Here is a 26,460-nt window from a genome sequence, read left to right as displayed (position 1 = left end):
AGGAGAATTGGAGAAATAACTGGTTATTAAGAGGAAATGGAAGAGGATAAATAAGAGCCTTTTATGCTCTTACAACGATTTTTATCGTAAAAAAACCGGATACTAAGATCAAACTATTTGGAACGCCAAAGATATGTTTTATAAACTAAAATTTGATGTTTAACCCAAATTTTTGACTTTTTACTATAAAAAGAAAGCCGGCTGTTCAGCCGGCTTCTAAATCAATTGCTTATGCGTATTATTCTTTTATCAATGTTTTTATTGTAACACTATTTTTGTCACTGTATTTAATTATATACTGGCCTTTTGAAAGACCGTTTACAGAAACTTTTGTAGAAGTGCTGCCGTTTGTTATGGTTACCAATCTCAATCTTTTACCTTGAATATCAGAAATGCTTAAAATTGCATTCGTACTTGCAGGATGAGAAATAGTAAATTGATCTTTAACAGGGTTAGGGAATATAGAAATATTTTCACTGTATCTAACTTTCACAATATCGCTGTAAGAAAGATTGCCATCTATGTCTGTTGTTACTAACCTGTAATAGCTGGTGCCTGCAGAAGGGTTATTATCAACTGATTGATAATTATGAGTTGTGCCGGTATTTCCTGCTGCATTGGTTTTTGAAATGGCTGTAAAACTCATGCCATCAATGCTTTTTTCAACAGTGAATTCTTTAGTGTTTATTTCCTGTGCTGTGATCCAATGTAATTGAACTGCATTGGTATTGCTAACCGCAGTGAAACTCGTTAACTTAACAGGCACTGGCGCATCTTCCGGAGCAAAAGCCAATCCACGAAAAACATAATTGGCGCTTGCTGTAACTAAAGTAGAAAAAGCTGATGATGAACCTGCATCGGTAACTTTTACCAATTTGTTGGTAGCATCTGCAGTGATTGCATAAATAACAGGATTAGCGCCGCTCCAGTCAACGATAACAGATCTTGCTCCTGCACTTAAACCTGAATTTAATACATATGCCATCGACCATACACCACCGCTTAATGTCCATTTTTGAATGCCACCATTATTGGCAGTAGAGTTATCATCTGCTACATAAACAATAGTAGTAGATGGGTTTACAGCAAAACCATATTCACTTGGAGTTACTGAACCGATTTTAGCTCGGGGAAAACCATTCAAAATACTTGAAGCACCTGCTGCATAGGTAGATGGAGCACCACTTCCTACAGAGAAAACTCCTAAATAAGTTCCGCTTGCAGAACTTCCATAAAGTTGCCCGTTAAAAACATTTACGGTACGTGTATTGGAAGGACTGTCGGTAACAGATACAGACGTAGTTGCTCCTTTAGTGGTGTATTTAATGCTTCCCGGAGTTCCAGACACCCAAATGTCTGTACCGTTGGTGCTTGTTGCACCTCTTAGATTATTGCCTGAATAAGCATCCGTTAATGCTGTAGTTGCATCGATGGATCCATCAAAGCCCACAATTCCAACCATGCGATTATTAGCAGAAGCCGTAGTGCTGGCAATTCCGGTTACACCGGTAGCAGCATCGTAACCCGGCACTATCAAATATCTTTTATCGTATGATCTTGTCATTTGTCCTTCAGAAGTAGCGCTACCTGAAGCTACTATTCTTTTGTTAGAGCCTGAAGCAGCGGTTGGCATTGGATGTGATAGCGCCAATACTCCTGCAGGCGAATATTCGTCTAATGTTATAGGAAAGGAGGCATTGGAAAGTGTTGTAGTTCCATCTCCAACTTTATATACCACAATATTACCTGCGGTAAATGATTGAGCGTGTGATAAAAGAGAAAAAGCGAATAGAGTGATCGCTGATAAGTAAATTTTCTTCATTTGCATAATATTTCTGCAAAAGAAGTTTCAGTAGCTAAGTTTATTGTAAAGAAATCATTAAGGAATTGTTACTAAAATAAACGATGTATAAATAAGAAAGGGAGTGAATTCACTCCCTTTCTTATTTAATGATTTGTTGAACTATATAGTTTCTGCTTTTGGATCGGGGCCATATTGATTTTCTCCTTGTTCTCCTTCTGTTAATGCTAATACCAGGTTATAGATGGGAATAAGCGCAAACCACCCGCTTTTACCAACATCATGCATTCTTCTTACCGCTACTCCGATAGAAGGAACTAAAACTGCTAATGTATAAACTGTAGATATAGCTTCAAAGCCGATCACTTTGCCAATAACAGTAAATAAAATAGACGCTAGCACATTGAACAAAAAGAAGTACCAATATTCACTTCTTCTTGCACGTCCATTAAACACTGCATAATTCTGTAAAACTTTTAAATAGTAGTTCATTTTTTTTGGGTTTTGATTTGGTCTTACTCGTATGGCTTTTCAGATTAACGCCCCGTTTTTAATATGGTTGCTGGTCTCCATAAGGCATCAAATGTATTAGAAAATTTTAAAAGATGCTAGGAGACTTGTAAATTATCAAGAAAATTATTTTACTGTATTCCTAAGCAATTGTTTTTTGGCTATTAATTTTTCGAATAATAAAACACATAGGATACCTGCAGTGTAAGCCAGCAGATCCGTCCATTCAAATGAAGTCCCAATAATTATTTTTGCTAACCTTGAATTGCTTAAGCCGAGTACTTCAACGAACTTAAAATATTGTGCTGTTTCAACCACATAAGAAAATAATAAAACACAAATGGCCGTGACAAGGATAGATGTATTCAAAAAAGAACGTACAAAGCAATAGAGCAAAATAACAACGAGGAAGTCGCCGATGTATGGTCTTATAACAGCATCATGTATAAATAATGCAATAAATACTTCGATCAATAATAACGCAATAGTTACAGCAAAATAACTTTTACTAAAGCGGATCATATGCTTCTGTTCACATCAAACGCTTCCAGTTCTTTTGCCACAGCATTCAAAAATGTAGAACCCAGGGCTCCATCAATAATACGATGATCATAGCTCAATGAAATGAACATGATATGCCGGATGGCAATACTATCACCTTGAGAAGTTTCTATTACAACCGGACGTTTTTTGATAGCACCCACCGCCATTATAGCTACCTGTGGCTGGTTGATGATAGGGGTGCCCATGATGCTTCCAAATGTACCAATGTTGGATAACGTAAAAGTGCCTCCAACGGTATCATCCGGTTTTAAAGAATTTGTCCGTGCCGCGCTTGCTAAATGATTTACCTGTTTGGTAAGACCAACCAAATTCAACTGATCGGCATTTTTAATTACAGGTACTATGAGGTTCCCGTTGGCTAAAGCAGCAGCCATGCCAATGTTAAGATCTTTTTTAATGATAATTCTATCACCATCAACAGAGCTGCTTAAAAGCGGATATTTTTTTATGCTCTTTACAATTGCTTCTACAAATAAAGGAGTGAAGGTGATCTTTGTCCCTTCTCTTTTTTCAAACTCCTTTTTTACTTTATCTCTCCACAAAACCAAATTGGTAACATCACATTCTGCAAAGCTGGTTACATGAGCGCTGGTATGCGTGCTATCGATCATGTGTTTTGCAATCAGCTTACGCATTCTATCCATTTCAATAATTTCTACGTTACCCGTAGTCGTTAGTGATGGAGGAGCGTATTCATGAGTTGCCAGTTGCGAATTGTGAGTAGTAAGAGGTGTGACATGAGAAGCGGGAGTATATATCGTTTCACGATTACCGGGTGTTGTCTGCCGTTTGTTTTCTACATAATTCAAAATATCTTTTTTGCTCACACGTCCATCTTGTCCTGTTCCAGGAATCATTTCCAGTTCCGCCATTCCAATGCCTTCACTCGCAGCAATATTTAATACCAACGGCGAATAAAAACGAATGCCGGAAGAAGATGTGCCATTCGTTGGAGGTGGAACATTTAAAGGTTGATAAGGAACTTCTTCTACCAGCTTTGCTTCTTCATATTCTTCCGCCTGAGGCGCAGGTGGTGGAGTAGGTGTACTCACCGATGCGTTGCTATTGATTCTTATTTTAGCGATAACAGCACCGATAGGTACTACATCGTTTTCTTTATATAATAATTCCTCGATCACTCCTGCAGCAGTTGATGGAACTTCACTATCTACTTTATCGGTAGCAATATCCAACACAGTTTCTTCTTCCTTAATAGCATCTCCGGGATGTTTATGCCATCTTAAAATAGTAGCTTCCATTATACTTTCGCCTAATTTCGGCATTACAAGATCAACTAAGCTCATACGACAATTTGAAGTGTAAAATTGAATAGTTAAAGGTAGTGAAAATAAGCTAGAAGCTCCAAGCTGCAAAAGGAAGTTTATGACTATGTAGTAAGGTTATTCTTCTAAAATAAATTTTCTCAGCAAATTCAATGCATTTAAAGCTGTCAGTTGAATATTTCGCAACCTGTCAACACGAAAATGAAATAATTGTGTAGTTATTTTATCCTTATTGCCTACGGCGATCCAAACAGTGCCTACGGGCTTTTCAGCAGAGCCGCCATCAGGTCCCATTATTCCTGACACAGCGATCGCATAATCCGATTCGATCCTGTTCAATATGCCGGTTGCCATTTCAACTGCCACTTGTTCACTAACGGCGCCATGCACCTTTATTAACTCCTCATCAACAAATAACAATTCCTCTTTTACATCATTGGAATAACTAATGACACTTCCGTTATAAAATTTAGATGAACCTGGAATAGAAGTAAGCAAGTGTGCAATATAACCACCCGTGCAACTTTCGGCAGTGGCTACTATTTTGTTTTTTGAAAGTAATAGATTTGCTATCACATTCTCCATTGTTTCATCTTCGGTAGTAACCAAATGATCTTTTACTAATATTTTCAATGCTTCAAAATGCAGGTCAATTTCGTTTTGAATTAAACTCTCATTAAAGCCTTGTGTTGACAGACGTAAACGTACCATTCCATAATTAGGCAAATACGCAAGCTTAATATGCGATGGAAGGGATGCTTCAAAGTCGTTCAGCTGTTCGGCTAAAAAAGATTCGCCTACTCCTGCAGTCAATAAGGTACGATGAAAAATATGAGCTAAGGAAAATGTATTTTTCAAAAGTGGAATAACATCATCCTGCATAATACCTTTCATCTCGTGAGGAACTCCGGGCATTGCCACAAATACCTGCGTTAAATTCAACGATTCTTTTTGCAACGCTTCACCGATTACAGATCCTGAAAGCGGTCGCTCAAACCACATACCAGGGGCTGTGCCTCTCTTATTAATAATTACTTTACAGGTATCGGGTACTTCTGCTTGTTTCAGGTTGCGCTCGATCAACGGTCGCTTGAACACATTTTCAAAAAGATATTTTATGTTGGCAAGCGCTTCTTCGTTCACCACCATTTTGCCACTAAAATAAGTGCAGAGTAATTGCTTGGTGATATCATCGCTGGTAGGTCCCAATCCACCGGTAATTAAAATAATATGAGCATTCTTACTTTCTTCATTCAATGTCCGCCATATTTCATTCCAGTCATCACCTACAGATACCCGTCTTAAAACAGGGATGCCTGCTTTGTTAAGCTCCTGTGCCATCCACGCACTATTGGTGTCAACAACCTGCCCAATTAATAATTCATCGCCTATAGTAATAATGCTGGCTTTGATCATCCGCACTTTTTGTTGCAATATAATTCATTAATTATTGAGTAACTATGTATAGATTATATAAAATAAGCTTTAATAATTAAACTTTTTCTTTTCCATTTTGGTCATAGGGTCCGTCTGTTTAATAGCAGCAAGAACGTCAAACAAGTTTTTAAATAAGAAACATATTTACATTTGTAACACAAAAAAAGATCTATGAAAAAAATTATTTCGATCGTGCTGGTATCTGTAATTGCTAACAGTAATGTTCATGCGCAAGGTATTGGAGGATTATTGAACCAGGTGCAAAAAGCAATTCCAAGTACTAATAAGGCAAAGCCGGGATTGAGCAATGATGATATTATAAGCGGCTTAAAAGAAGCGTTGAAAGTAGGGGCAGACAGTAGCGTTGCCAAAGTAAGCAAGGTGGACGGTTTTTTTAAAGATGCAGCTATTAAAATACTATTACCTCCTGAAGCGCAAAAAGTAGAAAGTACTTTACGCAGTATGGGCATGGGCAGCATGGTTGATAAAGCTATTCTTTCTATGAACAGGGCGGCAGAGGATGCAGCAGGTGGCGTAGGAGATATTTTCCTGAATTCTATTACACACATGACCATTACGGATGGTTTGCAAATATTACAGGGAAACGATACAGCCGCCACTAGCTACTTAAGAAAGAGCACTACGTCTCAGCTTACACAAAAATTCAGACCTGTTATTGACAGCTCTTTAAAAAAGTTTGATGCTACCAAATACTGGAACGAGGTTTTCACTACGTATAATAAAATCCCATTTGTGCAAAAGGTAAATCCTGACCTCGTAGGATATGTTACCGATAAATCATTGAACGGTTTATTTTATAATATTGGATTGCAGGAGCAAAAGATACGTAAAGACCCTGCAGCACAGGTTACAGATATATTAAAGAAGGTCTTCGGAAAATAATATTTAAGTAATAATAAAATTATCAAAGCAGCTTTTACCGGCTGCTTTTTTTGTTTAACTGCAAACAAAAAACCCCCGAAATCGGGGGCTTGTTATCCAAACAATCCATAAAAACAAAAGCTCTTGTTTGTTAGTACACGACCTTTGTAGATATACGATTGCTACTTAAAACCGCGGACATCTTACGGCGTCCTTGCTGGAATTGTTTTCAAAATATTTTTGATAAGTCAATGCTAATTCTAAACCACCTCTTCCGCTACTGGCTGATGTTAATTGTGAGGTATTGATATCATAACTAACAGATACAGACAGTGGATTCATATCTAATTTTCCTACAGGAATGATAGCGTCTTTCCACCTCATATACAAACCACCGCTGATAGCGTATTTAGGTGTTTCTTCTTCATCTAAATTTTTAGTCAGCATAGCGCCTGCTATTGTTTCAGTATAAGGTCCTTGCTGTGAATAATCTCCCTGGAAAGTAACATACGAATCATCAGAAGTACCTAAGCGTAAGCCTGCTGAATACACCCATTTAGGAGTTAATTGAATATTTGGATCTTCATAAAAAGAGATGCCTCTTGGTTTAGTAAAGTGATGATAAGCGATGCCTAAGTACATGTTGCTTTTTTCATCGTCACCTACCTGTGAGTTAAAGCTAACACCGGCTGTTCCATCAAAATAGCTGTACGAAGTTTGAGCAAAATTTTCTCCGTCTGATAAGCCGGGGTTATAATTATTACCATCAAACTGGCTGTTGGTAGTTACTTTGCTGCGATCAAGACTGCGTTGCACAATACCTCCCATAAAACCCATCGATAGGTACATATTCTTATAATCGCTTAACGACTTATGATAATTGATAGTTGGTAATACCTGAGTAGTAGTTAAGGCTATTGTTCCGGCTTTATCGTATAATACTTGTCCACCAATGGTAATGAAATCGTATCCTTTACCGATAGGTAATTTAAATTCACCATTTACCGAAGTTGTTTGATAAGGAACAGTTACGCTTTGCCACTGTGTACGATATACAGCCTGCAGGCGCATATCGCCTGAGAATATACCAGCCAAAGCGGGATTACGTAATAATGGCGTTTCGAAAAATTGAGAAAAGTGAATGTCCTGTGCTGAAGCTGCTGTACTGAACAAAGTCAGCAATAGCAGGTAATACAGAGGGTTACGAAAAAATTGTTTCATGGTATTGTTGGATTTTTGGACTTCTCGATTGTCACTCGGCACAATATATAAACGACATACTTTCATTTTTATTATCGAATTAAGCTAACATTTCCTTTAAAAGTTGAAATATTGTTGTTGTTACATATTATTTCAATTATATAAGTATATACATCAGAGCTGGCTGTTGTTCCATTGATGCGTCCGTCCCATCCCAGGGATTCAACATTGGGAGCAAAATTGGTGCGTTGAAATACCAGCTCTCCCCAACGGTCGAATACGCGGAGAGACTGGATCATATACACGTCAGTTCCTCTTGGATAAAAAACATCATTCACTTTATCTCCATTAGGAGAGAAGGTATTGGGAATGAAAATGCTGCCTTCGCAAGGTAATATTATCTTTATTTCATCCTGTGCCGTACAACCTGCCGCATTCATTACTTTGACAGTATAAGTAGTACTTTTTTGTACAGATGCAGTAGGGTTAGGACAGCTTGAACAACTTAAATCGGTTGAAGGTGTCCAGGTCCAGGAATTTATATCAGTTGAATAAAAAGGAGATAGTGTTACCGGCTCTCCGAGGAACACTCTTTTGTCTGGACCGGCATTTACTACTGGATAAGCAAATACAGAAATTTTTACTGTGGCAGAATCTTTATAGCAATTATTGTTATCGGTTGCTACTACTTTATAGGTAATGCTTGAATCAGGTGTTGCTACAGGATTATTTATTCCCGGATTGCTTAGTTTATAAGCAGGACTCCATATGTATTTGCCTCCACCGGATGCGGTTAATTGTGTCGATTGTCCAAAGCATAAGGAATCAGTTTTGGGTGTTACGGTTAATGTAAACCTGCCATTAATTTTGATAGAAACAGAATCCGTATTCTCACATCCGTTTGCTGCAACTCCTTTTACATAATACGTTATATCATTAGCAGGTGTTGCAACAGGGTTGGCACAATTGGTACAGCTTAAATTAGTAGCCGGTGACCAGGTATATGAAATGGCTCCGATTGCATTTAATTGTGCCTGTGCACCGGAACAGATATTTACGTTGCTTCCTGCATCTACTACCGGCGAACCATTTATAGAAATACTTGTAGAACTTGTATCTGCACAGCCGCTTAAAGATTGAGCAATTAAAAGTACAGGGAAATTACCTGCGGTATTATATAATTGCGTAACCGGATTTTGCAAGGCTGATGTATTGCCATTGCCAAATGTCCACGACCAATGTATGGTAGATGTATCTGCATTATTCCAAACACCGTTGAAGGTCACAGGGACTTGTACACAGCCTGATACAGGCTTGGTAATGCTTATATCAGGAACGGTGTTTACCTTGATGTAATTATTCTTCGTAATAGAATCAGCACAACCGTTTATTGTAGTAACAACTAATTTAACAGAATAAATTCCTGCGGAAATATACTTATGTGTTGGGTTTGGTTGAGATGATATCGTTCCATCTCCAAAATTCCATTGATAAGATGCGATGGAAGAAGTAGAGGTTACTGCGTTGGTAAACCCAATTGCTTCGCCACTGCAAACTACAGTATCATTGGCCGTAAAGTTGACATTGCTTTTAGTTATATGAATGCTATCACTACCGGTTACGGGTATGCTACAACCTGAAATATCATGCGCTGTTATTTTAGGCAGGTATACACCCGGAGTGCTGTACAAATGTGTTATATCCGGATTAACGCTTGCTGCAGTATCTCCATCTCCAAAATTCCAGGTGTAAGATGTTATTGGACCCGTAGAGGTAGCATGAAATGTTGCATTTAATGTTGAGCAACTATTTAACGGACTGTAACTTAAAGAAATATTTGGAGAGAAAATCTGGACAGTATGTTTGGAACTGTCTATACATCCTCCCGCTCCATTGGTGATCAATGTAACGATATATGTGCCGGAAGTAGAATAACTATGTGTTGGATTTGCATTTGTACTTGTTGCACCATCACCAAAATTCCATTGTATAGAATTTGCATTAATGCTGGTATTGGTAAACTGTACATTTAAAGGAGGACAAGAAGTAGCTGAATCATCTAAAGTAAAAGATGCTTTTGCTGTTTGTACGTTTATGTAATTATCCTTTTGTAAAGAATCTTTACAGCCATTAATATCGGTAATTACCAGTTTTACAGAATAAGTTCCATCTGCAGGGTAAGTAGTGGTTGGGTTTTGTGCAGAAGAAGTTCCTGAGCCTAACGACCATGCATACGTTAAGTTATTGCCTGATGAAACATTATTGAATGTTACCTGCGTAGAAGAACAGGCTAAAGAATCAGATGCATAAAAACCTGCTTTAGGATTGGTTATGAAAATCTGGTTGTTCAATGTAATGCTATCGCTGCATCCAAAGGTATCTGTTACTTTTAATGAAGGAGTAAAAGAACCGAAATTGTATACATGGGCAAAAGGTAATGTTGTAAGATTTTCAATAGTTCCGTCTCCATAATTCCATTGCCAGTTGGTAATGGAATTTATTCCGTCTGTAGTGGAGCTATCTAAAAAATTGATAGATAAAGGCTGACAGCCTTTAGTTGCCGAAACTCCGAATTTAGCTTTGGGTCCATATACATGAACATAATTAGTTTTTGAAAGCGAATCGATACAACCCTCGATCGTTGTTACAGTAAGCTTAATACTGTATGTTCCGGTTGAAGCATACGTGTGTATTGGGTTTTGTTGCACTGAAGCAGTTCCATCGCCAAAATCCCAATGATATGAAATGATATTACCTGTAGAAGTAGTTGCGTCGCTAAAGTGAACAGCGCTTGCTAAACAAGCCGCAGAGTCACTTGTAAAGAAACTTACATTGCTTTTGGTAATATGTATGCTATCTGTTCCAATTGCCGGAATCTTGCATCCAGAGATATCGTTGGCAAATACTTTCGGTAAATAATTTCCCGGCGTACTATAATTATGAGTTGTATCTATAGTAGTTGTTGTGGCGGTGTCTCCATCTCCAAAATCCCAGGTATAAGAGACAATTGGACCTGTTGATGTAATATGGAAAGTTGCATTTAATCCCGAGCAGCTGTTTAACGGACTATAAGCTAAAGATACTTTCGGAGAAAATACTTTAACCGTATGTTTAGCGCTATCAACACAACCGCCCGGACCTTGAGCTACTAATGTTACCACAAAAGTTCCTGAATCTGTAAAGCTATGAGAAGGATTTTGAACAGTGCTGGTAGAACCATCTCCAAAATGCCATACAAAGCCGGTGTCGTTAACCGAGCTATTAGTGAATTGAACATTCAAAGGAGCGCAGGAAGTAAGAGAATCATTTAACGTGAATGCTGCTTTTACTGTTCGAACAGTTATATAATTATCTTTTTGCAGAGAATCTTTACAGCCATTAATATCGGTAACTACCAATTTTACGGAATAGATCCCGTCAGTTGGGTACGTTGTAGTTGGACTTTGTGCAGAAGAAGCTCCTGAGCCTAGCGACCATGCATATGTTAAGTTATTGCCTGTTGAAATGTTATTGAATGTAATTGAAGTGGAAGAGCAAATCAGTGAGTCAGAGGCATAAAAAACCGCTTTAGGATTGGTCACAAAAATTTGATTGGCTAATGTAATGCTGTCACTACATCCGAATGCATCCGTTACTTTTAAAGAAGGGATAAAAGATCCAAAATTATATATATGAGTAAAAGGAGGAATTATAAGATTTTCAATAATGCTATCACCATAGTTCCATTGCCAGTTGGTAATAGTGTTTATTCCATCCGTACCGGAACTATCTAAAAAATTTACAGATAAAGGTTGGCAGCCTGCATTTGCAGATACTCCGAATTTTGCTTTAGGTCCATAAACATGTATATAATTATTCTTTACAAGAGAATCTATGCAGCCGTTAGTTGTGGTAACCTTTAAGTTGATTGTATAAGCTCCTGTAGCAGCATAAGCATGCACAGGATTTGGAAGAGATGAAGTATCTCCGTCACCAAAATCCCAATGATAAGAAGCAATAATGCCTGTTGAGCTAGTATTATCTGCGAACGTAATGGCATTGCCAAAGCAAACAGAAGAATCTATTGCTTTAAAAGCTACAAAGCTTTTAATAATGTGAATAGAGTCGGTATTATTTGCAGCGATCTTACATCCCGATGGATCGTTTGCGATCAACTTAGGCAAATAATTCCCGGGAGTAATGTAATCGTGCGTAGTATCCGGAGAAATAGAGATCGCTGTGTCTCCATCCCCAAAATTCCAGGAATAAGAATCCATGGGACCCGAAGAACTTGCATGGAATGTTGCAGTTAAGCCGGAACAACTTATCAACGGACTATATGTTACAGAAACAAGCGGCGAGAATATCTCAACAGTACTTTTAGCACTGTCTGCACATCCCCCCGGTCCTTTAGCAATTAATGTAATAATGTATTTGCCAGGGGTTGAAAACGTGTGAACAGGATTGTTGGTCGTACTTGTAGCTCCATCTCCAAAAGACCATATTACGGCAGTATCGTTTATGGAGTTGTTGGTGAAATGAACATTTAACGGAGGGCAGGATGTTACAGAGTCATCTAATATAAATAATGCTTTTGCAGTTTGAACGGTTATATAATTGTTTTTTTGCAAAGAATCAGTACAGCCATTATTATCAGTAACTACCAGCTTTACAGTATAAACACCATCTGCATATGATATTGATGGATTTTTTTGAATAGATATATTGCCATCGCCTAACGACCACGCATATGTTAAACTGCTGCCGGTTGAATTATTATTGAAAATAACAGTAGAAGAAGAGCAAACTAAAGTGTCTGATGCTACAAAAGCAGCTTTGGGGTTGGTTACAATTATTGGCACATTCAACATAAAGCTATCGCTGCAACCATAACTATCCGTTATTTTTAATTTGGGTACAAAAGAGCCGGATGTGTCATAAATGTGCGTGAATGGGAGCGACGATAAATCTTTTATAATGCCATCTCCATAATCCCAATGCCAGTTTACAATTGCGTGTATGCTGTCGGTTGTTGAATTATCTGTAAAGTTGATTATGCTGTTTTGCTGACAACCTTTTAAAGATGAGACAGTGAATTTGGCCGTTGGTCCATATACATGGATAAAATTGCTTTTAAGCAAAGTGTCATTACAGTTATCTGTAGTAGTTACTACTAAGCTTATGCTATAATTGCCTGCTGATGAATAAGAATGAACAGGCTTTTGTTGCGAAGAAGTTGCACCGTCTCCAAAAGTCCATTTGTAAGATTTTATAGGAACATTGCCGATGGTGGAATCTGTAAATGTTATAGGTTGCCCGAAGCACACCAAAGAATCGCTTACACCAAAATTGACGTTGCTTTTGGTTATTTTGATGGTATCGGTGCCTATCAATGGAATCTGGCAGCCGGTTGGATCGGTTAAAATTACTTTAGGTACGTAGCTTCCTGCAAATGAATAAGGTTTATTAATGATGGAATCATTGCTTTGTAAAGTATTGCCATCTCCAAAATCCCAAAAATAGCTTACGGGTCCTGCTGTAGTGGCATGCAAGTTTACACTTATCTGAGAGCAGGATTGCAAAGGAGAATATTTTAAAACAGCCGTTGAAGGGTACAAACGAATGGTTCGCTTAATGCTGTCAATACAAGTTCCTTGTCCTTTGGCATACAATGTAACAGTGTATACGCCGGGCGTTGAATAATAATGTACGGGGCTTGAAGAAGTGGAAGTGGTTCCGTCTCCAAAATCCCAATTTTGTAAAGTACTGTTTAAAGAAGTGTTGGTAAAATTTACCTGGAAAGGAGAGCAGGAGCTTACAGAATCACTTACCGTAAAAGCAGCTTTTGATGTCTTTATTTTTATAAAATTGCTTCTGCTAAGAGAATCCTTACAGCCATTTACATCCGTAACAATTAATTTAACGCTGTAATTTCCATCGGCAGCATAGGATAAAGTGGGAGCGGGCTGTGTAGCGCTATTGCCGTCTCCAAAGGTCCATGCATAAGTTGGCGTAACGCCTGTAGAAGTATTAGTAAGCGTAATAATATTGCCGATGCAGGATAAAGTATCTTTTGAAGTAAAGGCTGCCTTAGGCATTGTTACAATTATCGGGGTAGCGGATGAAATAGAGTCAGTACATCCATTAGAATCTTTTATTTTTAAATTCACGGGGAAGCTTCCCGTGGTATTATAAATATGATTGAAAGGGGGAGTTGAAATGCTGTCAATAATTCCATCACCATAATTCCATTGCCATTTATTTATGAGGTGATTGCCATCCGTTAGGGAGTTATCTGTGAAATTAATTTTTACTCCTTTGCATCCTGCCATTGGCATCGCGGTAAATTTTGCTGTTGGTCCTACAATAGTAATATAATTGACCTTAGTGATACTGTCTTTACAACTGTTAATATCAGTAATAGTTAGTTTTACTGAATAGGTGCCCGGAGTAACATATGTATGCGATAGGGTACGAGCTGCGGTACTTACAATAGTGCCGTCACCAAAATCAAAAGTATAATTGGTGATATTAGCTGCAGTACTATTAATTACTGAAAAGGTAGCTGCTGTATTTTTACATACTGAATCTTTTGCTTTTGAAAAATCAGCATGCTCATTAACTAATTTAATCGCTATTGTTTTACTGTTTACACATCCTCCATTGGTTACTGTAAGTACAACATTGTAACTTCCTAATGCCGCATAATTATGAATCGCATTTTGTGTAGTAATTGAATCGCTATCACCAAATTTCCAATTCCAAGTTTGAGGTTGTATAGAATTATCCGTAAATGATACAGATGTTTTATTAGAACAATCAACAACAGGAGTAAATTTTGCAACGGGTGGTAATACCTGTATATAATTAGTTTTTGTTACAAGTGTTTGGCAACCGTTATTTCCTGCTGTAAGCTTCACTGTAAAAGTTCCATTGAGCTGATATGCATGTATGGGGTTTTTAAGGGTAGAAGTGGTGCCATCTCCAAAATCCCAGATCCATGAATCGGCACCAATAGTTGAATCGGTGAATTGGACATTTTTTCCAACGCATTGAACTAATGGAGCTGCGGAAAAATTAACAGCAACTGGTGTACCTATTTTTATTAGGTTCGACTTTACTGCAGAATCACTGCAACCATCAGCAGTAGTAACATATAATTTTACAGTATAAGTTCCGGTTGCTAAATATTTTTTAGAAACAGGAGTAAGAGTTGATGTCGTACCGTCACCAAAATCCCATAAATAATTAACCGGTTTAGGATAACTTAAGCCTGCTGATAAAGCTACTGCATAAGTTGATAAGCATCCCTGGGGATTAGAAAAAAAGATAGCAGGAGATAATCTACTCAGTTTAATATAGTTTGTTTTCTTTAAGGTAGTAGTACAGCCAGCTGCATTTGTAACGGTAAGCGAAACAGTATACGACTTTAAAGAGTCGAAAGTATGTAAAGGATTTTTTTGAGTGGATGTTTTTCCATCACCAAAATCCCAGAACCATGAAACAGCTCCAGAAGAAGAATCCACAAATTGCGTCGAAAAAGGAGCAACGCAGCCAATAGTATCCGCAACTGAAAATTTTACTACAGGGGAGGACGTTACTTTTATAGGTTTGGAAATAGAATCAGTACAAACACCATAATCATTCTTTAGTTTTATAGTGAATACGCCTGCTGTGATCCATGTTTTAGATGGGTTAAAACTGCTGGAAGTATCGCCGTCGCCAAAATTCCAAAAAGAGGTTGTAGGTAAAGGCTGCGAAATATTATTAAAATTAGCAGCAGTATTAATACATACACTATCGGGTCCTGAAAGCTTGGTTTGATAATTTCTGATGATCAGGCTGTCTGTCTTTAGTAAAGTGTCTGTACAGCCGGAGCTGCTTTTCACGATCAGTTGAACAGAAAAAGTATCCGAAGTTAAATAGCTATTAGAAGGATTTTGAACTGTTGAAGTATTGCCATCACCAAAATTCCATTGATAGGTTAATGTACCGGGACCGGTACTGGTGTTTGTAAAGCTTATCGTTTCGGGTGCTTTACAATGTACAGGTGTAGAATTAATAAAACCCGGTTTAACTCCATTGGTTACTTTTACTAAAGCCGGTTTTATCAAAATATTTGAACAGCCATTGCTGTTTGTGACTTTTAATGCAACTGCATAATTCCCTGTACTGGCATATTTATGATAAGCATTTTGTAATGTATCGCTATTGCCATCTCCAAAATCCCAATCCCAATTAGTAATTGTTCCCGAGCCACTGGATGACAGGTCTGTAAAACCAGCTCTCAAAGGAAAGCACCCGGTAGTAGATGAGATGGAAAAGTTTGCTGTCGGTTTATCATAAACAGTAATGTATTGATTTTTTTTAATGGAATCATTTCCGTTTATATCACTGATAGTCAAAGTTATGGTATAGTTACCTGCATTAAAATAAGTGGTAGTGGGAGACTGTTGTGTAGAGATAGTTCCATTGCCTAGATCCCATTGCCAACCAGTAGGACTACCTGAAGATAGATCTTGAAAAGTAACAGTTAAGGGTGCACAACCACTAACAGGCGACGCAGAAAAATTAGCGGCGAGCTGTGCAAAGCTAAACGTATAGCAAAAAGCAAGCAGTATTGAAAAAGTGAATTTCAACAAGGTTTTCTTATGGTTTCCAGTTAGCGTCATTAATTATATGATGCAAAAACTTAATAAAAGTACCAAAAAATGATATTTATGACTATTAATTTATTTCAAGATGCTCTAAATAACAAAAACGTTTATTCGATCTTCTTCAAAAACAAAGGCCGGCCTCCTGAGCCGACCTTCATCTATATTCATAAATCAAAGCTCCATTTTTAGCGTACTAATGCAATGTTACCATTAAAGGTGAGTACACTGTTATTATCGCAAACAATATCCACCGTATAAACATATACATCAGAACTTAACTTAACGCCTTTAAAAGTTCCATCCCAGCCATATGCTGCGTTATTTGGCATAAAGTCGTGCTTTTCATACATTACTTCTCCCCAGCGGTTGAACACTCTGAAAGATTTAATGCTGAACAAACCGGTACCTCTCGGATAAAAGATATCGTTTACCCCATCATCATTAGGAGAGAATGTATTTGGAATGAACACATTTGCTCCATTACATACTACAAATACACTTACTCTGTCGCTCATTGTACATCCTCCCTGGTTCTTCACTTCAACAGTGTATTCTGTAGTTTGATTTGGTTTAACGGTAATACCTGGATAAAAATTTCTTGAAACACTACCGGTAGGGTACCATTTAACATCGATAACATCATCTGAAATGGTTGGCACAAGATCCAATGACTGACCAACATTAATGGTCTTGTCCGGTCCTGCATCAACAGTTGGTATCTGGAATATTTTCAGTTTAATATAACCCGTATCTTTAAAACAACCCAGGTCATCCGTACCAATTACCTGGTAGGTAGTAGTAGAATCTGGCTGTGCAACCGGATTAGCAGAAGTTGTGCTGCTTAATCCTCTTGATGGTGACCATGCGTAAGTAGCTGCGCCGTTTGCATGAAAAGTTCTTGAGCCGCCTCTGCATAATGAATCGGAATTGCCATAGGTCATTGTAAAAGGATATTTTACCTTGATATCAATTGAGTCTTTAGCAGTACATCCGTGTGTTGTTGCACCGGTAACATAATATTTTGTTTCACTTGCCGGTGTAGCAACAGGACTGGTACAGTTAGAACAGCTCAATCCATTAACCGGGCTCCACGAATAAGTATCCGCTCCGGTAGGATTTAATGATTGCCCTTGCTTTTCGCAAATAGTGAAATCTTTACCGGCATCCACTACAGGAACTGCATATGCTTCAATTATCTTGCTGGTAGTATCACTACAACCTGTACTATTTAATATGCGTAATTTGATCTTATAAACTCCTGCATTGGTATAGCTTTGCTGTGATGGATTTTGCAGTGTTGATGTGCTGCCGTTTCCAAAATCCCAATTCCAAGCAATGGCAGAAGTATCCGGTAATAACAGTTGCCCGTTAAAATTAGCATTCAAAGGAGCGCAACCATTTCCGGAAGTTAGTATTCCTGCTTTTGGCGAAGGAATTACTTTAACACCTAAAGGCGCTGTCATTGAATTGATACAGCCGGTTTGTGTTGCTACGGTTAATGATGGATAATGCATACCCGGTGTTGCATATTGGTGTGTTGGGTTTTTCAGGTTAGAAGAAGAACCATCACCAAAATTCCAGGTGTATGCGGTAATGTTATCATTACTGAAAGATGAATCGGTAAATGATATCATGCCCGAATCACAGAATGTTTTAGCATTGAAACCGAATTTTGCGGTAGCAGCATATATTTTTAAGCTGTCTTTACCAATAATTGGTACATGGCAACCTTTAGAGTCGCTTAATATGATCCTTGGCAAATAGCTGCCGGAGTGGTCATATATATGGGTAGTGGAATCTTTGGTGGTAGTTAATGTTACCCCATCATTAAAATCCCAAATAATAGAAGACGTATTTTGTGTTGTTGCATTAAAATCAATTTTAACCGGGATACAGCCTGTTAATGGTGTATAAGCGAATGTACCGGTAGGACCTAAAATGGTTATCTTCTTTTCTACATGCGATGTACATCCTCCAAAACCTTTAATATCGAGCTTGACAGTATAAATGCCCGGATAGGTATAAAAGTGAGTAGGAGTATCTATTGTAGACGTAGATCCATCACCAAAATCCCATTTTATTGTATCTGCATTGGCAGATAAGTTGGTAAACCTAACCAATAAAGGAGGGCAGGTGCCGATAGAATCACTCATGCTGAAATTAGCAACCGGTATTTTAATGCTAACATAAGATGGTTTAGTAAGAGAGTCCTTACAGCCATACTTATCAGTAGCTACTAATTTAATATCATAAATACCATCGTTAATATAAGTATGTGTTGGGTTGATGCTGGTAGATGTAGCGTTGTCACCAAAGTTCCAAACATAAGTAAGGTTAACACCTGATGATCTATTAACGATGCTTACCGGCTTATTAGGACAAGAAAGTGTATCTGATGAAATAAACGCCACTGTAGGTTTTGAAATGATCAAAGTAGTAGGCAGCTTGACGCTATCTACGCAACCTTGAGAGTCAAAAGTTTTTAACCATACAGTATAATTTCCTGCAACCTTATAAGTATGCGAAAAAGGTCCGCTGGTTAAAGTGTCTTTAGTACCGTCACCATAATTCCATACCCATGTTTGTATAGGATGTGTACCGTCACTTGAAGAACTGTCCAGGAAATTTACAGTAGTAAACGAACAAGAAGCTGTAGCCGGTACTGCAAATTTTGCAGTAGGACCGTTCACACGAATATAGTTTACTTTTTTCAAGGTGTCTTTACAGCCCAGTACATCTGTTATAATTAAAGTATTGGTATAAAGGCCTGATGAAGTGTACGTATGCGAAATGTTATTTACGGTAGATACAGGAGTGCCTGTAGCGTCGCCAAAATTCCATGTATAAGAAGTTACATTACCCGGCCATCCTTGGGGATCAGTTAATTTAATAGCAGTTCCTTTACAGATAATAGTATCCGATGCAAAGAAAATTGCTTTAGGATCTACCACCTTCAATGTTTTGCTGGTAGTAAAATCGCAACCGGTTAGGTTATTGTAAACAGTTAATGCAATGGTATAAGTTCCTGTATCGGCATAAGTATGCTTAGGACTTTGTTGGGTAGACGTAGATCCATCTCCAAAATCCCAGTTCCATTGGTCTGCACCGATAGATTGGTCAGTAAACGTTCTATCAAAAGGTAGAGTACAAGTAAAATCCACTTTGAATTTAGCAATAGGAGGACTGATATGTACCATGCTGTCGATCTTCAATGTATCCGGGCAACCTCTGTTCCATGCGATCAATTGTATATTGAAAATGCCCGTATCATTATAAATATGACTTGGGAAATGGATCGTAGAAGTAGAACCATCGCCAAAAGCCCAGAGCCACTTTGTTGAAGTTCCTATTGACGAATCATAATAGTTTACCAATCCTTTAGCGCAGGTATTTCTAGGGCTAACAGAAAAGGCAACATCAGGCGCTGTAGTAGTAACAATGCCATTCTTAATTGTTTTAGTAGCTGTACAGCCACCAATGGTTGTAATGGTAAGGCTTACGGTAAAGCTACCTAAAGCAGTATAGGTATGTGATGGAGAAACCTGGTTAGAAGTATTGCCATCACCAAAATCCCATAAATAATTTGTAATAGAATCGCTTGATGAAACTTTTGCTACAAATGTTTTTGTAAACGGAGCACAGCTGCTATCAGGAGCATTAATAGTAGAGATAGCCGGCGGTTGTATTTTTATATAAGCCGTTTTTACTAAAGTGTCCATACATCCGTTGGCGTTAGTAACCACCAATGTAACAGTAAAATTGCCCGCTGCATTGTATGTGTGCGAAGGCAATTGTAAAGTAGAGGTAGTATTATCGCCAAAACTCCATTTATAAGAAACGCCGTTGGCAGATTGATTATTAAAATTAACAGTGAATGGAAATTTACAAGAGGCTGTATCATTTGTAGAAAATAAAACAACCGGTTGTGGGGAAATAACAATTGACTTGCTGGCAGAATCTTTACATGCACCAAAATTAGCCATCAGCTTTACTGTATAAGTTCCGGGTATTGTATATGTTTTTGAGGGCGTTGAAACGGTAGAGGTTGTATTGTCTCCAAAGCTCCATAACACGCTCGAAGCTGCCGGTGAAGAAGTATTCTTAAATGTTACTATGCTGTTCTGGCAGGCAGAATCTGCGAACGCTACAGCAGCATTTACACTACCTACTGAAATTGCATTGCTCTGTACCAACGTATCTGCGCAACCAATATTATTAGAAGTAATAAGTTGTACCGTGTAACTACCTGAAGTTGTGTAAATATGAGAAGGGTTAGGTAATGTTGAATAAGTACCATCTCCAAAAGACCAGGCGTAATTTAAAGTTCCTGTTCCTGTTGATGTATTTTGAAAATTAATTGTAAGTGGAGGTTTACAACTGCTTAAAGAACCTGTTGTATAGTTGGCAAGCACTCCATTTGTTATAGTAATATATTGTGTTTTTGCAAGTGTTTTAGTACATCCATTGCTGTTAGTAATGCGTAGGGTTACATTAAAGTTGCCCGAGCCTGTATAAGTATGCACGGGATTTTTATCACTGGAGGTAAAGCCGTCTCCAAAATCCCATTCCCATTTAGCAACGGTTCCGGAACCTGCCAGGCTTTGGTCCGCAAACTGAACATCCAACGGGTAACAGCCCGTTGTTGTATTGCTCGTAAAAGCTACAGTAGGTAATGCATTTACAGTTATATACTTTGTTTTGGTAATGGAATCGCTTCCCCAGGCATCTTTAATAACTAATTTAACCGAGTAAACTCCCGGGTTAAAATAAGTAGCTGATGGATTTTGCTGGAAAGAAGTTGTTCCGTTCCCAAGATCCCAGGTCCACGAAGTCGGGTTACCTGTAGAAGAATCGTAAAATTGAATAATTGCCGGAGCGCAGGAGCTTAAGGGTGTCGCGGCAAAATCTGCGTGTAATTGGGCTTTTGAGGAAAATCCTGAAAAGATTAATAATAGCAGACAGGTTGCTTTGAGCGCAATTCTGGCTAACATAGGATGTGCTTTTGGTTTTATGAATATTGGATGACGGGCAAAAACATTGCACGTCTATTATATAAACTCCATAATTGTCAAAAAATTGCCTTATATGCAGTTTTTTTATTCACAAAACCAATATTAAAGGAATTAAAGTCGTTGCATGGTAAGCACTTTAGGATCTGTGCTTACTCCGTAAGGGGCTAAGTGTAACGTAGGAAAATCTGCTTTACTGGTAAATTTCCAGGGACGAATGAAAAATTTGAAATTATCCGGGTAGGGAGCATCAAAATCAATGGTGAGAATGCTGTAATCAAAATAGCCATTAGTATTGGAAGACCAGGTGCCGGTAAATATTCCTGCATCTGTATGGGCTATCATCGGACCATTATTATAAGAGGTATCTGTTGTGCCTTTCATTACAAAAGTGTCTTTGGCATAGGCGGATGTTATATCAACACCGCTATCTGTTGCCAGCGTAACAACAAAGTTCTTGTCCAAAACTTCTTGCTTAAAATAGTTTTGCAATTGGGGATCAGGGTTAACAGGAGCTTTATAGCAGCTGGTTAATAACAATGCTCCCGCTACAAGCAGTGCAATAACAAATTTGGCCCTATATATATAAGCAAGCATATTTTCTATTTTGTTATGAGTAGATCCCTGAATATTTTTTTGTGGCATATTCAATAAAATAACCTGGATTTAAAGTTTCTCCGGTCGCTCTTTTACAAAGCTCTTCGGAGGTGTAATATCTGCCTGATGAAAAGATATTCGTTTTTAACCAGTTTAGAACCGAATTATTATTCCCGGAGGCGATTTCTTTTTCTATAGATACATTTTCTCTGCAAATTGTTGCATAGAGTTGTGCGGCATACATACTTCCCAGGCTGTAAGTGGCAAAATAGCCAAAACTGCCGTGGCTCCAATGTACATCCTGCAGGCATCCTTGCTTATCATCAGGAACGGTTACGCCTAAATTATCCTTATAGGCCTCGTTCCAATAAGCAGGTATGTCTTTGGTTGCTAAGCTACCTTCAATCAATTTCTTTTCAATTTCATAACGGATCATTACATGAAAATGATACGTCAATTCATCCGCCTCTGTACGTATTAACGAAGGTTGAACTTTATTAATTGCTTTATAAAATTGATCTACGCTGATATTATTTAGCTGCTCGGGAAAGAACGACTGTAACAATGAAAAATTGTACTGCCAGAAATTTAAGCTTCTGCCAATGCAATTCTCCCACAAACGGCTCTGGCTTTCATGAATGCTTAAGCTGCAAGCTTCGCCTAATGGTAAACCATACTCATCGGTCGGTAACCCTTGTTCGTACAATGCATGACCACCTTCATGTATGCAGCTCCAAACCATATTGCTGAAATTGTTTTCATCAATCCGGGTAGTTACACGCACGTCATTATTATTAAAACTCGTGGTGAATGGATGTTCACTGATGTCCTGCCTGCCGGCATTCCAGTCAAAATTCATGCGTTTTAATATTTCTACGCCAAACTTCCATTGATCATCTTTATTATAATATTTATGTAAAAAAGAGGAGTCAACTTGCGGCTTGCTTTGTATGGTATCTAAAAGTTCTTTTAATTTAGGCTTGATGCCCGCAAAAACGTTATCAACGATAGCCACGGTCAATCCTTTGTCATAATCGTTCATTAACGCATTGTACGGGTGTTGTTCGTAGCCTAAGATATCAGCCTCCTGTTTTTTCAGTTCAATTAATTCATGCAATGGCTGTTGAAAAATTTCAAACGAATTAGCTTTGCGGGCTTCTATCCATGCATGAAAGCTTTTATTGGTCTTCTCGCTAAGCTTGCGTACAAAATCGCTGCTGAATTTTTTATTTCGGTTATAGTCTTCTAAAGTAAGGGAGATATTTTTCTTTTGTTTGTCTTCCAAACCGGCGTTATTTAATTCATTCAACAAGCCGCCTAATTTTTCATCGGTGAATTGTTCATGTGCTATTTCGCTGAGTGTAGCTATTTGCCTTCCACGTATTTCATTGCCTTTTGATGGCAGGTAGGTTTCCTGGTCCCACTGCAAAACTGCCGAGGCATATTTTACATCGGCTATTTTTTGCATCTTTGTTTTGTAGGCTTCGTATAAGTCAGCAGTATTCATCATCTAAATTTGTGAAATGAAAATCCAAGATATTACATCTTTCTTAGAAAAAATTGCTCCGCCTTATTTACAGGAAAATTATGACAATGCAGGATTGCTTACAGGCAATGCCGGCTGGGATTGTACAGGAGTTATTATTTCTTTAGATGCAACGGAAGATGTAATAAATGAAGCAATACAAAAGAAATGCAATTTGATTGTAGCGCATCACCCAATAATTTTTGGAGGATTGAAAAAGATAACGGGAAAAAATTATGTAGAGAAAACAGTGATCACTGCTATTAAAAATGATATTGCCATTTATGCAATTCATACCAATTTAGATAATGTAATGAATGGTGTGAATGGAAGAATTGCGGATATGTTGGGTTTGATAGACCGGCAAATATTATTACCCAAAAAAAATCTTTTAAAGAAACTGGTAGCATTTGCACCTACGGCAGATGCAGAAAAGGTTAGAAGCGCAATTTTTACCGCAGGTGGCGGCCATATTGCCAATTACAGCGAATGCAGCTTTACTACGCAAGGCGAAGGAACGTTTAAAGGTGAAGCAGGAACAAATCCACATGTAGGAAGGGCAGGAGAGCGGCATACAGAAATAGAAACAAAGATCGAAGTTATATTTCCTGCATGGATTGAAAGCAGCTTAGTTAAAGCAATGATCTCGGCGCATCCGTACGAGGAGGTAGCATATGATATCATTCCTTTGGATAATTCATTCCTGCAAACCGGCAGTGGCATGGTGGGGGATCTGCCGGAAGCGGTTTCAGAAACAGATCTTCTTACTCAGCTTAAAAAAATATTTAATTTATCCGTCATCAGGCACACGCCTTTAAGGAATAAAAAAGTAAAGAAAATAGCTCTTTGTGGTGGTGCCGGCAGTTTTTTAACAGGTGCTGCAATTGCCGCCGGTGCTGACTTTTACGTAACGGGAGATGTGAAATACCATGAATTTTTTGATGCCAACGGAAGATTGGTGATTGCAGATATCGGGCACTTTGAAAGTGAGCAATTCACTATTGACTTATTGTTTGACATTTTGACGGAAAAATTCCCTAACTTTGCCGTCCTTAAAACGGGGGTTAAAACCAATCCGGTACAGTATTTTTAAGGTAATTATTTAAGTAAAAGTTGATACTACGCTTCTGTAAAAGTTAAATAGTAGCAATGCAGATGAACGAAATGTGACACAACGATGTTATATAGTAGTAGGAAGCTGGTATCAAAAAATAAAAAATAAAAAATTAAATAAACAATATGTCTGCAGTAAAAGATTTCTCTGTTGAAGAAAAATTATCATCGCTGGTTCAGTTGCAAAAAATTGACAGCAAATTGGATGAAATTCAAATTTTAAAAGGAGAGTTGCCTATTGAAGTAAAAGACCTGGAAGATGAGATTGAAGGCTTGCATGCACGTCAAACCCGTATTGAAGAAGAAATAAACGGGATGCAGGAATTTATTAATCAGAAAAAAGAAGCGATCAAAGAAGCAGAAGCGTTGATCAAAAAATATGAAAAACAAAGCGATAACGTAAAAAATAATCGTGAGTTTGAAGCGATTAATAAAGAAATTGAAATGCAAACGCTGGAAGTAAAGCTTTGCGAAAAACATATTAAAGACGCTACCGAAGAAATTGCTGATAAAGCAAAACAATTGGAAATTGCGAAAAAAGCTGTTGGCAGTAAAGAGAATAACCTGAACGCCAAAAAAGCTGAATTGGAAAAGATCATTGGCGAAACAGAAAAAGAAGAAAAACATTATAACAAAGAAGCGGCTGCTGCACGTGCACATGTTGATGAAAGATTATTGACAAGCTATGATCGTATCCGTAAAAACTATCGCAATGGTTTAGCGGTTGTTCCGGTTGAAAGAGATAGCTGTGGCGGTTGTTTTCACGCTATTCCTCCACAAAAGCAAAGTGAGATCAAATTGCGTAAGAAAGTGATCGTTTGCGAAAACTGTGGTCGTATTTTAGTAGACACAGATCTGAACGATAGCATTGAAGTTAAATAAGAGTATAACTTTTTAGAAATAACTAAAAGAGCTTACATTTTTGTAAGCTCTTTTTTATTACACTATCTTATAACTATTAAAATTGAATTTTAGGTTTTGAGTTGAAGAAGATGCCGATCTCGTTTTTTGCACTGGTAGTATCTGCAAGAGAAGTGTTGTAGTAGGCTATTGCTAATTTATATACAGAATCAGCCTGAAATAATACAAGCTTGCTGCCGTATTTAGTAAAGCTTATTCTTCTAAAAGCTGCATTAGCAGCTGCGGTATCTTTATATTCTTTAATGATCACTTTAAATACAGAACTATCTTTAGCCTGAGTGCTTTTTATGATTGAGCTGTCAACCGCAACAGACCTGGCTGTTGTATCTCTTTTTATAGTATCTACCGGAGTAGAAGTAGCCTGTGTGGTAGTGTCGGTAGTATTGATAGCGGCAGGTTCTTCTGTAGCTGCATGTTTTTTATGTGCAAAGAAATAGGCTAAAGAAAATCCTGCAATGACAAGTAATAAAAGAATAACGGCAATCTTTAATCCCTTGAAAGAATTGGTACTTTGTTTTTCATTTTCAAACGAGATTGCTTCTTCCTTTTTTTCTTTTAATGGCTTGGGCGTGTCTTCTACCTTAGCTGCTACAAAATTGCCGGGTGTAAATTCAAATTCTCCTAATTGGTTTTTTTGTAAGCTTCCAATTCCTTCTATAACCAATGGTTTGCCGATATTTAAAAACTGCGTAGATAAAGCAATGTACGATTCAAGATCGGATGTTGCCAACGGTTTCATTTTTCTTGTATGCTGAACAATGAAATTTATTAAAGCGTCATCTTCCGTTGCACGGGTATCATACTCGAATGTAATGGCATTGGCAGGCATTACAAAATCTTTATCAGGAACTGCAGGTATGACAATATGAGGATCTAAACGGAACGTTCCGATGCCTTGTAGCGTTACCGCTTTACTGAGGTATAAATGCTGAACAATAAGCTGTTCTAATTTCACAATTATTGGAATTAAGTGATAACAAAC

The 26,460-nt window shown here is 37.9% G+C and carries 14 protein-coding genes; 3 read left to right on the top strand and 11 right to left on the bottom strand.

Features of this window, described 5'->3' with window-relative positions; translation table 11 throughout:
* Nucleotides 1–238: 238 nt before the first annotated feature.
* From K9M53_RS10500 to K9M53_RS10480, 5 genes are all read right to left on the bottom strand, one after another.
* Nucleotides 239–1,822 carry a T9SS type A sorting domain-containing protein gene (locus K9M53_RS10500; protein ID WP_224014591.1) on the bottom strand — a complete coding sequence of 528 codons (1,584 nt, stop codon included), beginning with the start codon at nt 1,820–1,822 and terminating at the stop codon, nt 239–241.
* Nucleotides 1,823–1,963: 141 nt separating this feature from the next.
* Nucleotides 1,964–2,293: a DUF805 domain-containing protein gene (locus K9M53_RS10495; RefSeq protein ID WP_224014589.1), complete on the bottom strand. Its 330-nt coding sequence runs from the start codon at nt 2,291–2,293 to the stop codon at nt 1,964–1,966.
* A 144-nt stretch (nt 2,294–2,437) separates the two neighbouring features.
* Nucleotides 2,438–2,833, bottom strand: a complete 396-nt coding sequence (locus K9M53_RS10490) for a ribosomal maturation YjgA family protein (protein WP_224014587.1) — start codon at nt 2,831–2,833, stop codon at nt 2,438–2,440.
* A complete protein-coding gene (locus K9M53_RS10485; RefSeq protein ID WP_224014585.1) occupies nt 2,830–4,179 on the bottom strand; it encodes a dihydrolipoamide acetyltransferase family protein in 1,350 nt (449 codons plus the stop codon). The genes K9M53_RS10490 and K9M53_RS10485 overlap by 4 nt, the downstream gene beginning before the upstream one ends.
* A 96-nt stretch (nt 4,180–4,275) precedes the next feature.
* Nucleotides 4,276–5,574, bottom strand: coding sequence for a CinA family nicotinamide mononucleotide deamidase-related protein (locus K9M53_RS10480; RefSeq protein WP_224014583.1), 1,299 nt, complete (start codon nt 5,572–5,574; stop codon nt 4,276–4,278).
* Nucleotides 5,575–5,766: 192 nt separating this feature from the next.
* Here K9M53_RS10480 and K9M53_RS10475 point away from each other — a divergent pair, with 192 nt between their 5' ends.
* On the top strand, nt 5,767–6,498 hold the full coding sequence (locus K9M53_RS10475) for a DUF4197 domain-containing protein (protein ID WP_224014582.1): 732 nt from the start codon (nt 5,767–5,769) through the stop codon (nt 6,496–6,498).
* Nucleotides 6,499–6,663: 165 nt separating this feature from the next.
* On the opposite strand, the gene K9M53_RS10470 is transcribed toward K9M53_RS10475, so the two are convergent.
* From K9M53_RS10470 to K9M53_RS10440, 5 genes are all read right to left on the bottom strand, one after another.
* A complete protein-coding gene (locus K9M53_RS10470; protein WP_224014579.1) occupies nt 6,664–7,698 on the bottom strand; it encodes a PorP/SprF family type IX secretion system membrane protein in 1,035 nt (344 codons plus the stop codon).
* A 71-nt stretch (nt 7,699–7,769) separates the two neighbouring features.
* Entirely contained in the window at nt 7,770–16,328 is an 8,559-nt protein-coding gene (locus K9M53_RS10455) for a PKD domain-containing protein (protein ID WP_315857660.1), read from the bottom strand.
* 170 nt (nt 16,329–16,498) lie between these two features.
* Nucleotides 16,499–21,304, bottom strand: coding sequence for a PKD domain-containing protein (locus K9M53_RS10450; RefSeq protein WP_224014577.1), 4,806 nt, complete (start codon nt 21,302–21,304; stop codon nt 16,499–16,501).
* Between the two features lie 132 nt (nt 21,305–21,436).
* On the bottom strand, nt 21,437–21,919 hold the full coding sequence (locus K9M53_RS10445; protein ID WP_224014575.1) for a hypothetical protein: 483 nt from the start codon (nt 21,917–21,919) through the stop codon (nt 21,437–21,439).
* Nucleotides 21,920–21,932: 13 nt separating this feature from the next.
* On the bottom strand, nt 21,933–23,387 hold the full coding sequence (locus K9M53_RS10440) for a carboxypeptidase M32 (protein WP_224014573.1): 1,455 nt from the start codon (nt 23,385–23,387) through the stop codon (nt 21,933–21,935).
* Nucleotides 23,388–23,442: 55 nt separating this feature from the next.
* On the opposite strand from K9M53_RS10440, the gene K9M53_RS10435 reads away from it, so the two are divergent.
* Together K9M53_RS10435 and K9M53_RS10430 are read left to right on the top strand one after the other, a co-directional pair.
* Complete coding sequence (locus tag K9M53_RS10435) at nt 23,443–24,537, top strand: Nif3-like dinuclear metal center hexameric protein (protein WP_224014571.1); 1,095 nt, start codon at nt 23,443–23,445, stop codon at nt 24,535–24,537.
* 146 nt (nt 24,538–24,683) lie between these two features.
* On the top strand, nt 24,684–25,439 hold the full coding sequence (locus K9M53_RS10430; protein ID WP_224014569.1) for a zinc ribbon domain-containing protein: 756 nt from the start codon (nt 24,684–24,686) through the stop codon (nt 25,437–25,439).
* Between the two features lie 76 nt (nt 25,440–25,515).
* On the opposite strand, the gene K9M53_RS10425 is transcribed toward K9M53_RS10430, so the two are convergent.
* Nucleotides 25,516–26,433, bottom strand: coding sequence for a cyclin family protein (locus K9M53_RS10425; protein ID WP_224014567.1), 918 nt, complete (start codon nt 26,431–26,433; stop codon nt 25,516–25,518).
* Nucleotides 26,434–26,460 lie beyond the last annotated feature (27 nt).

It is taken from the genome of Ferruginibacter albus (assembly GCF_020042285.1).
GTDB lineage: Bacteria > Bacteroidota > Bacteroidia > Chitinophagales > Chitinophagaceae > Ferruginibacter > Ferruginibacter albus.
Note: the sequence above shows the minus strand (reverse complement) of the source record. Positions and strands in the feature narration are given on the sequence as shown.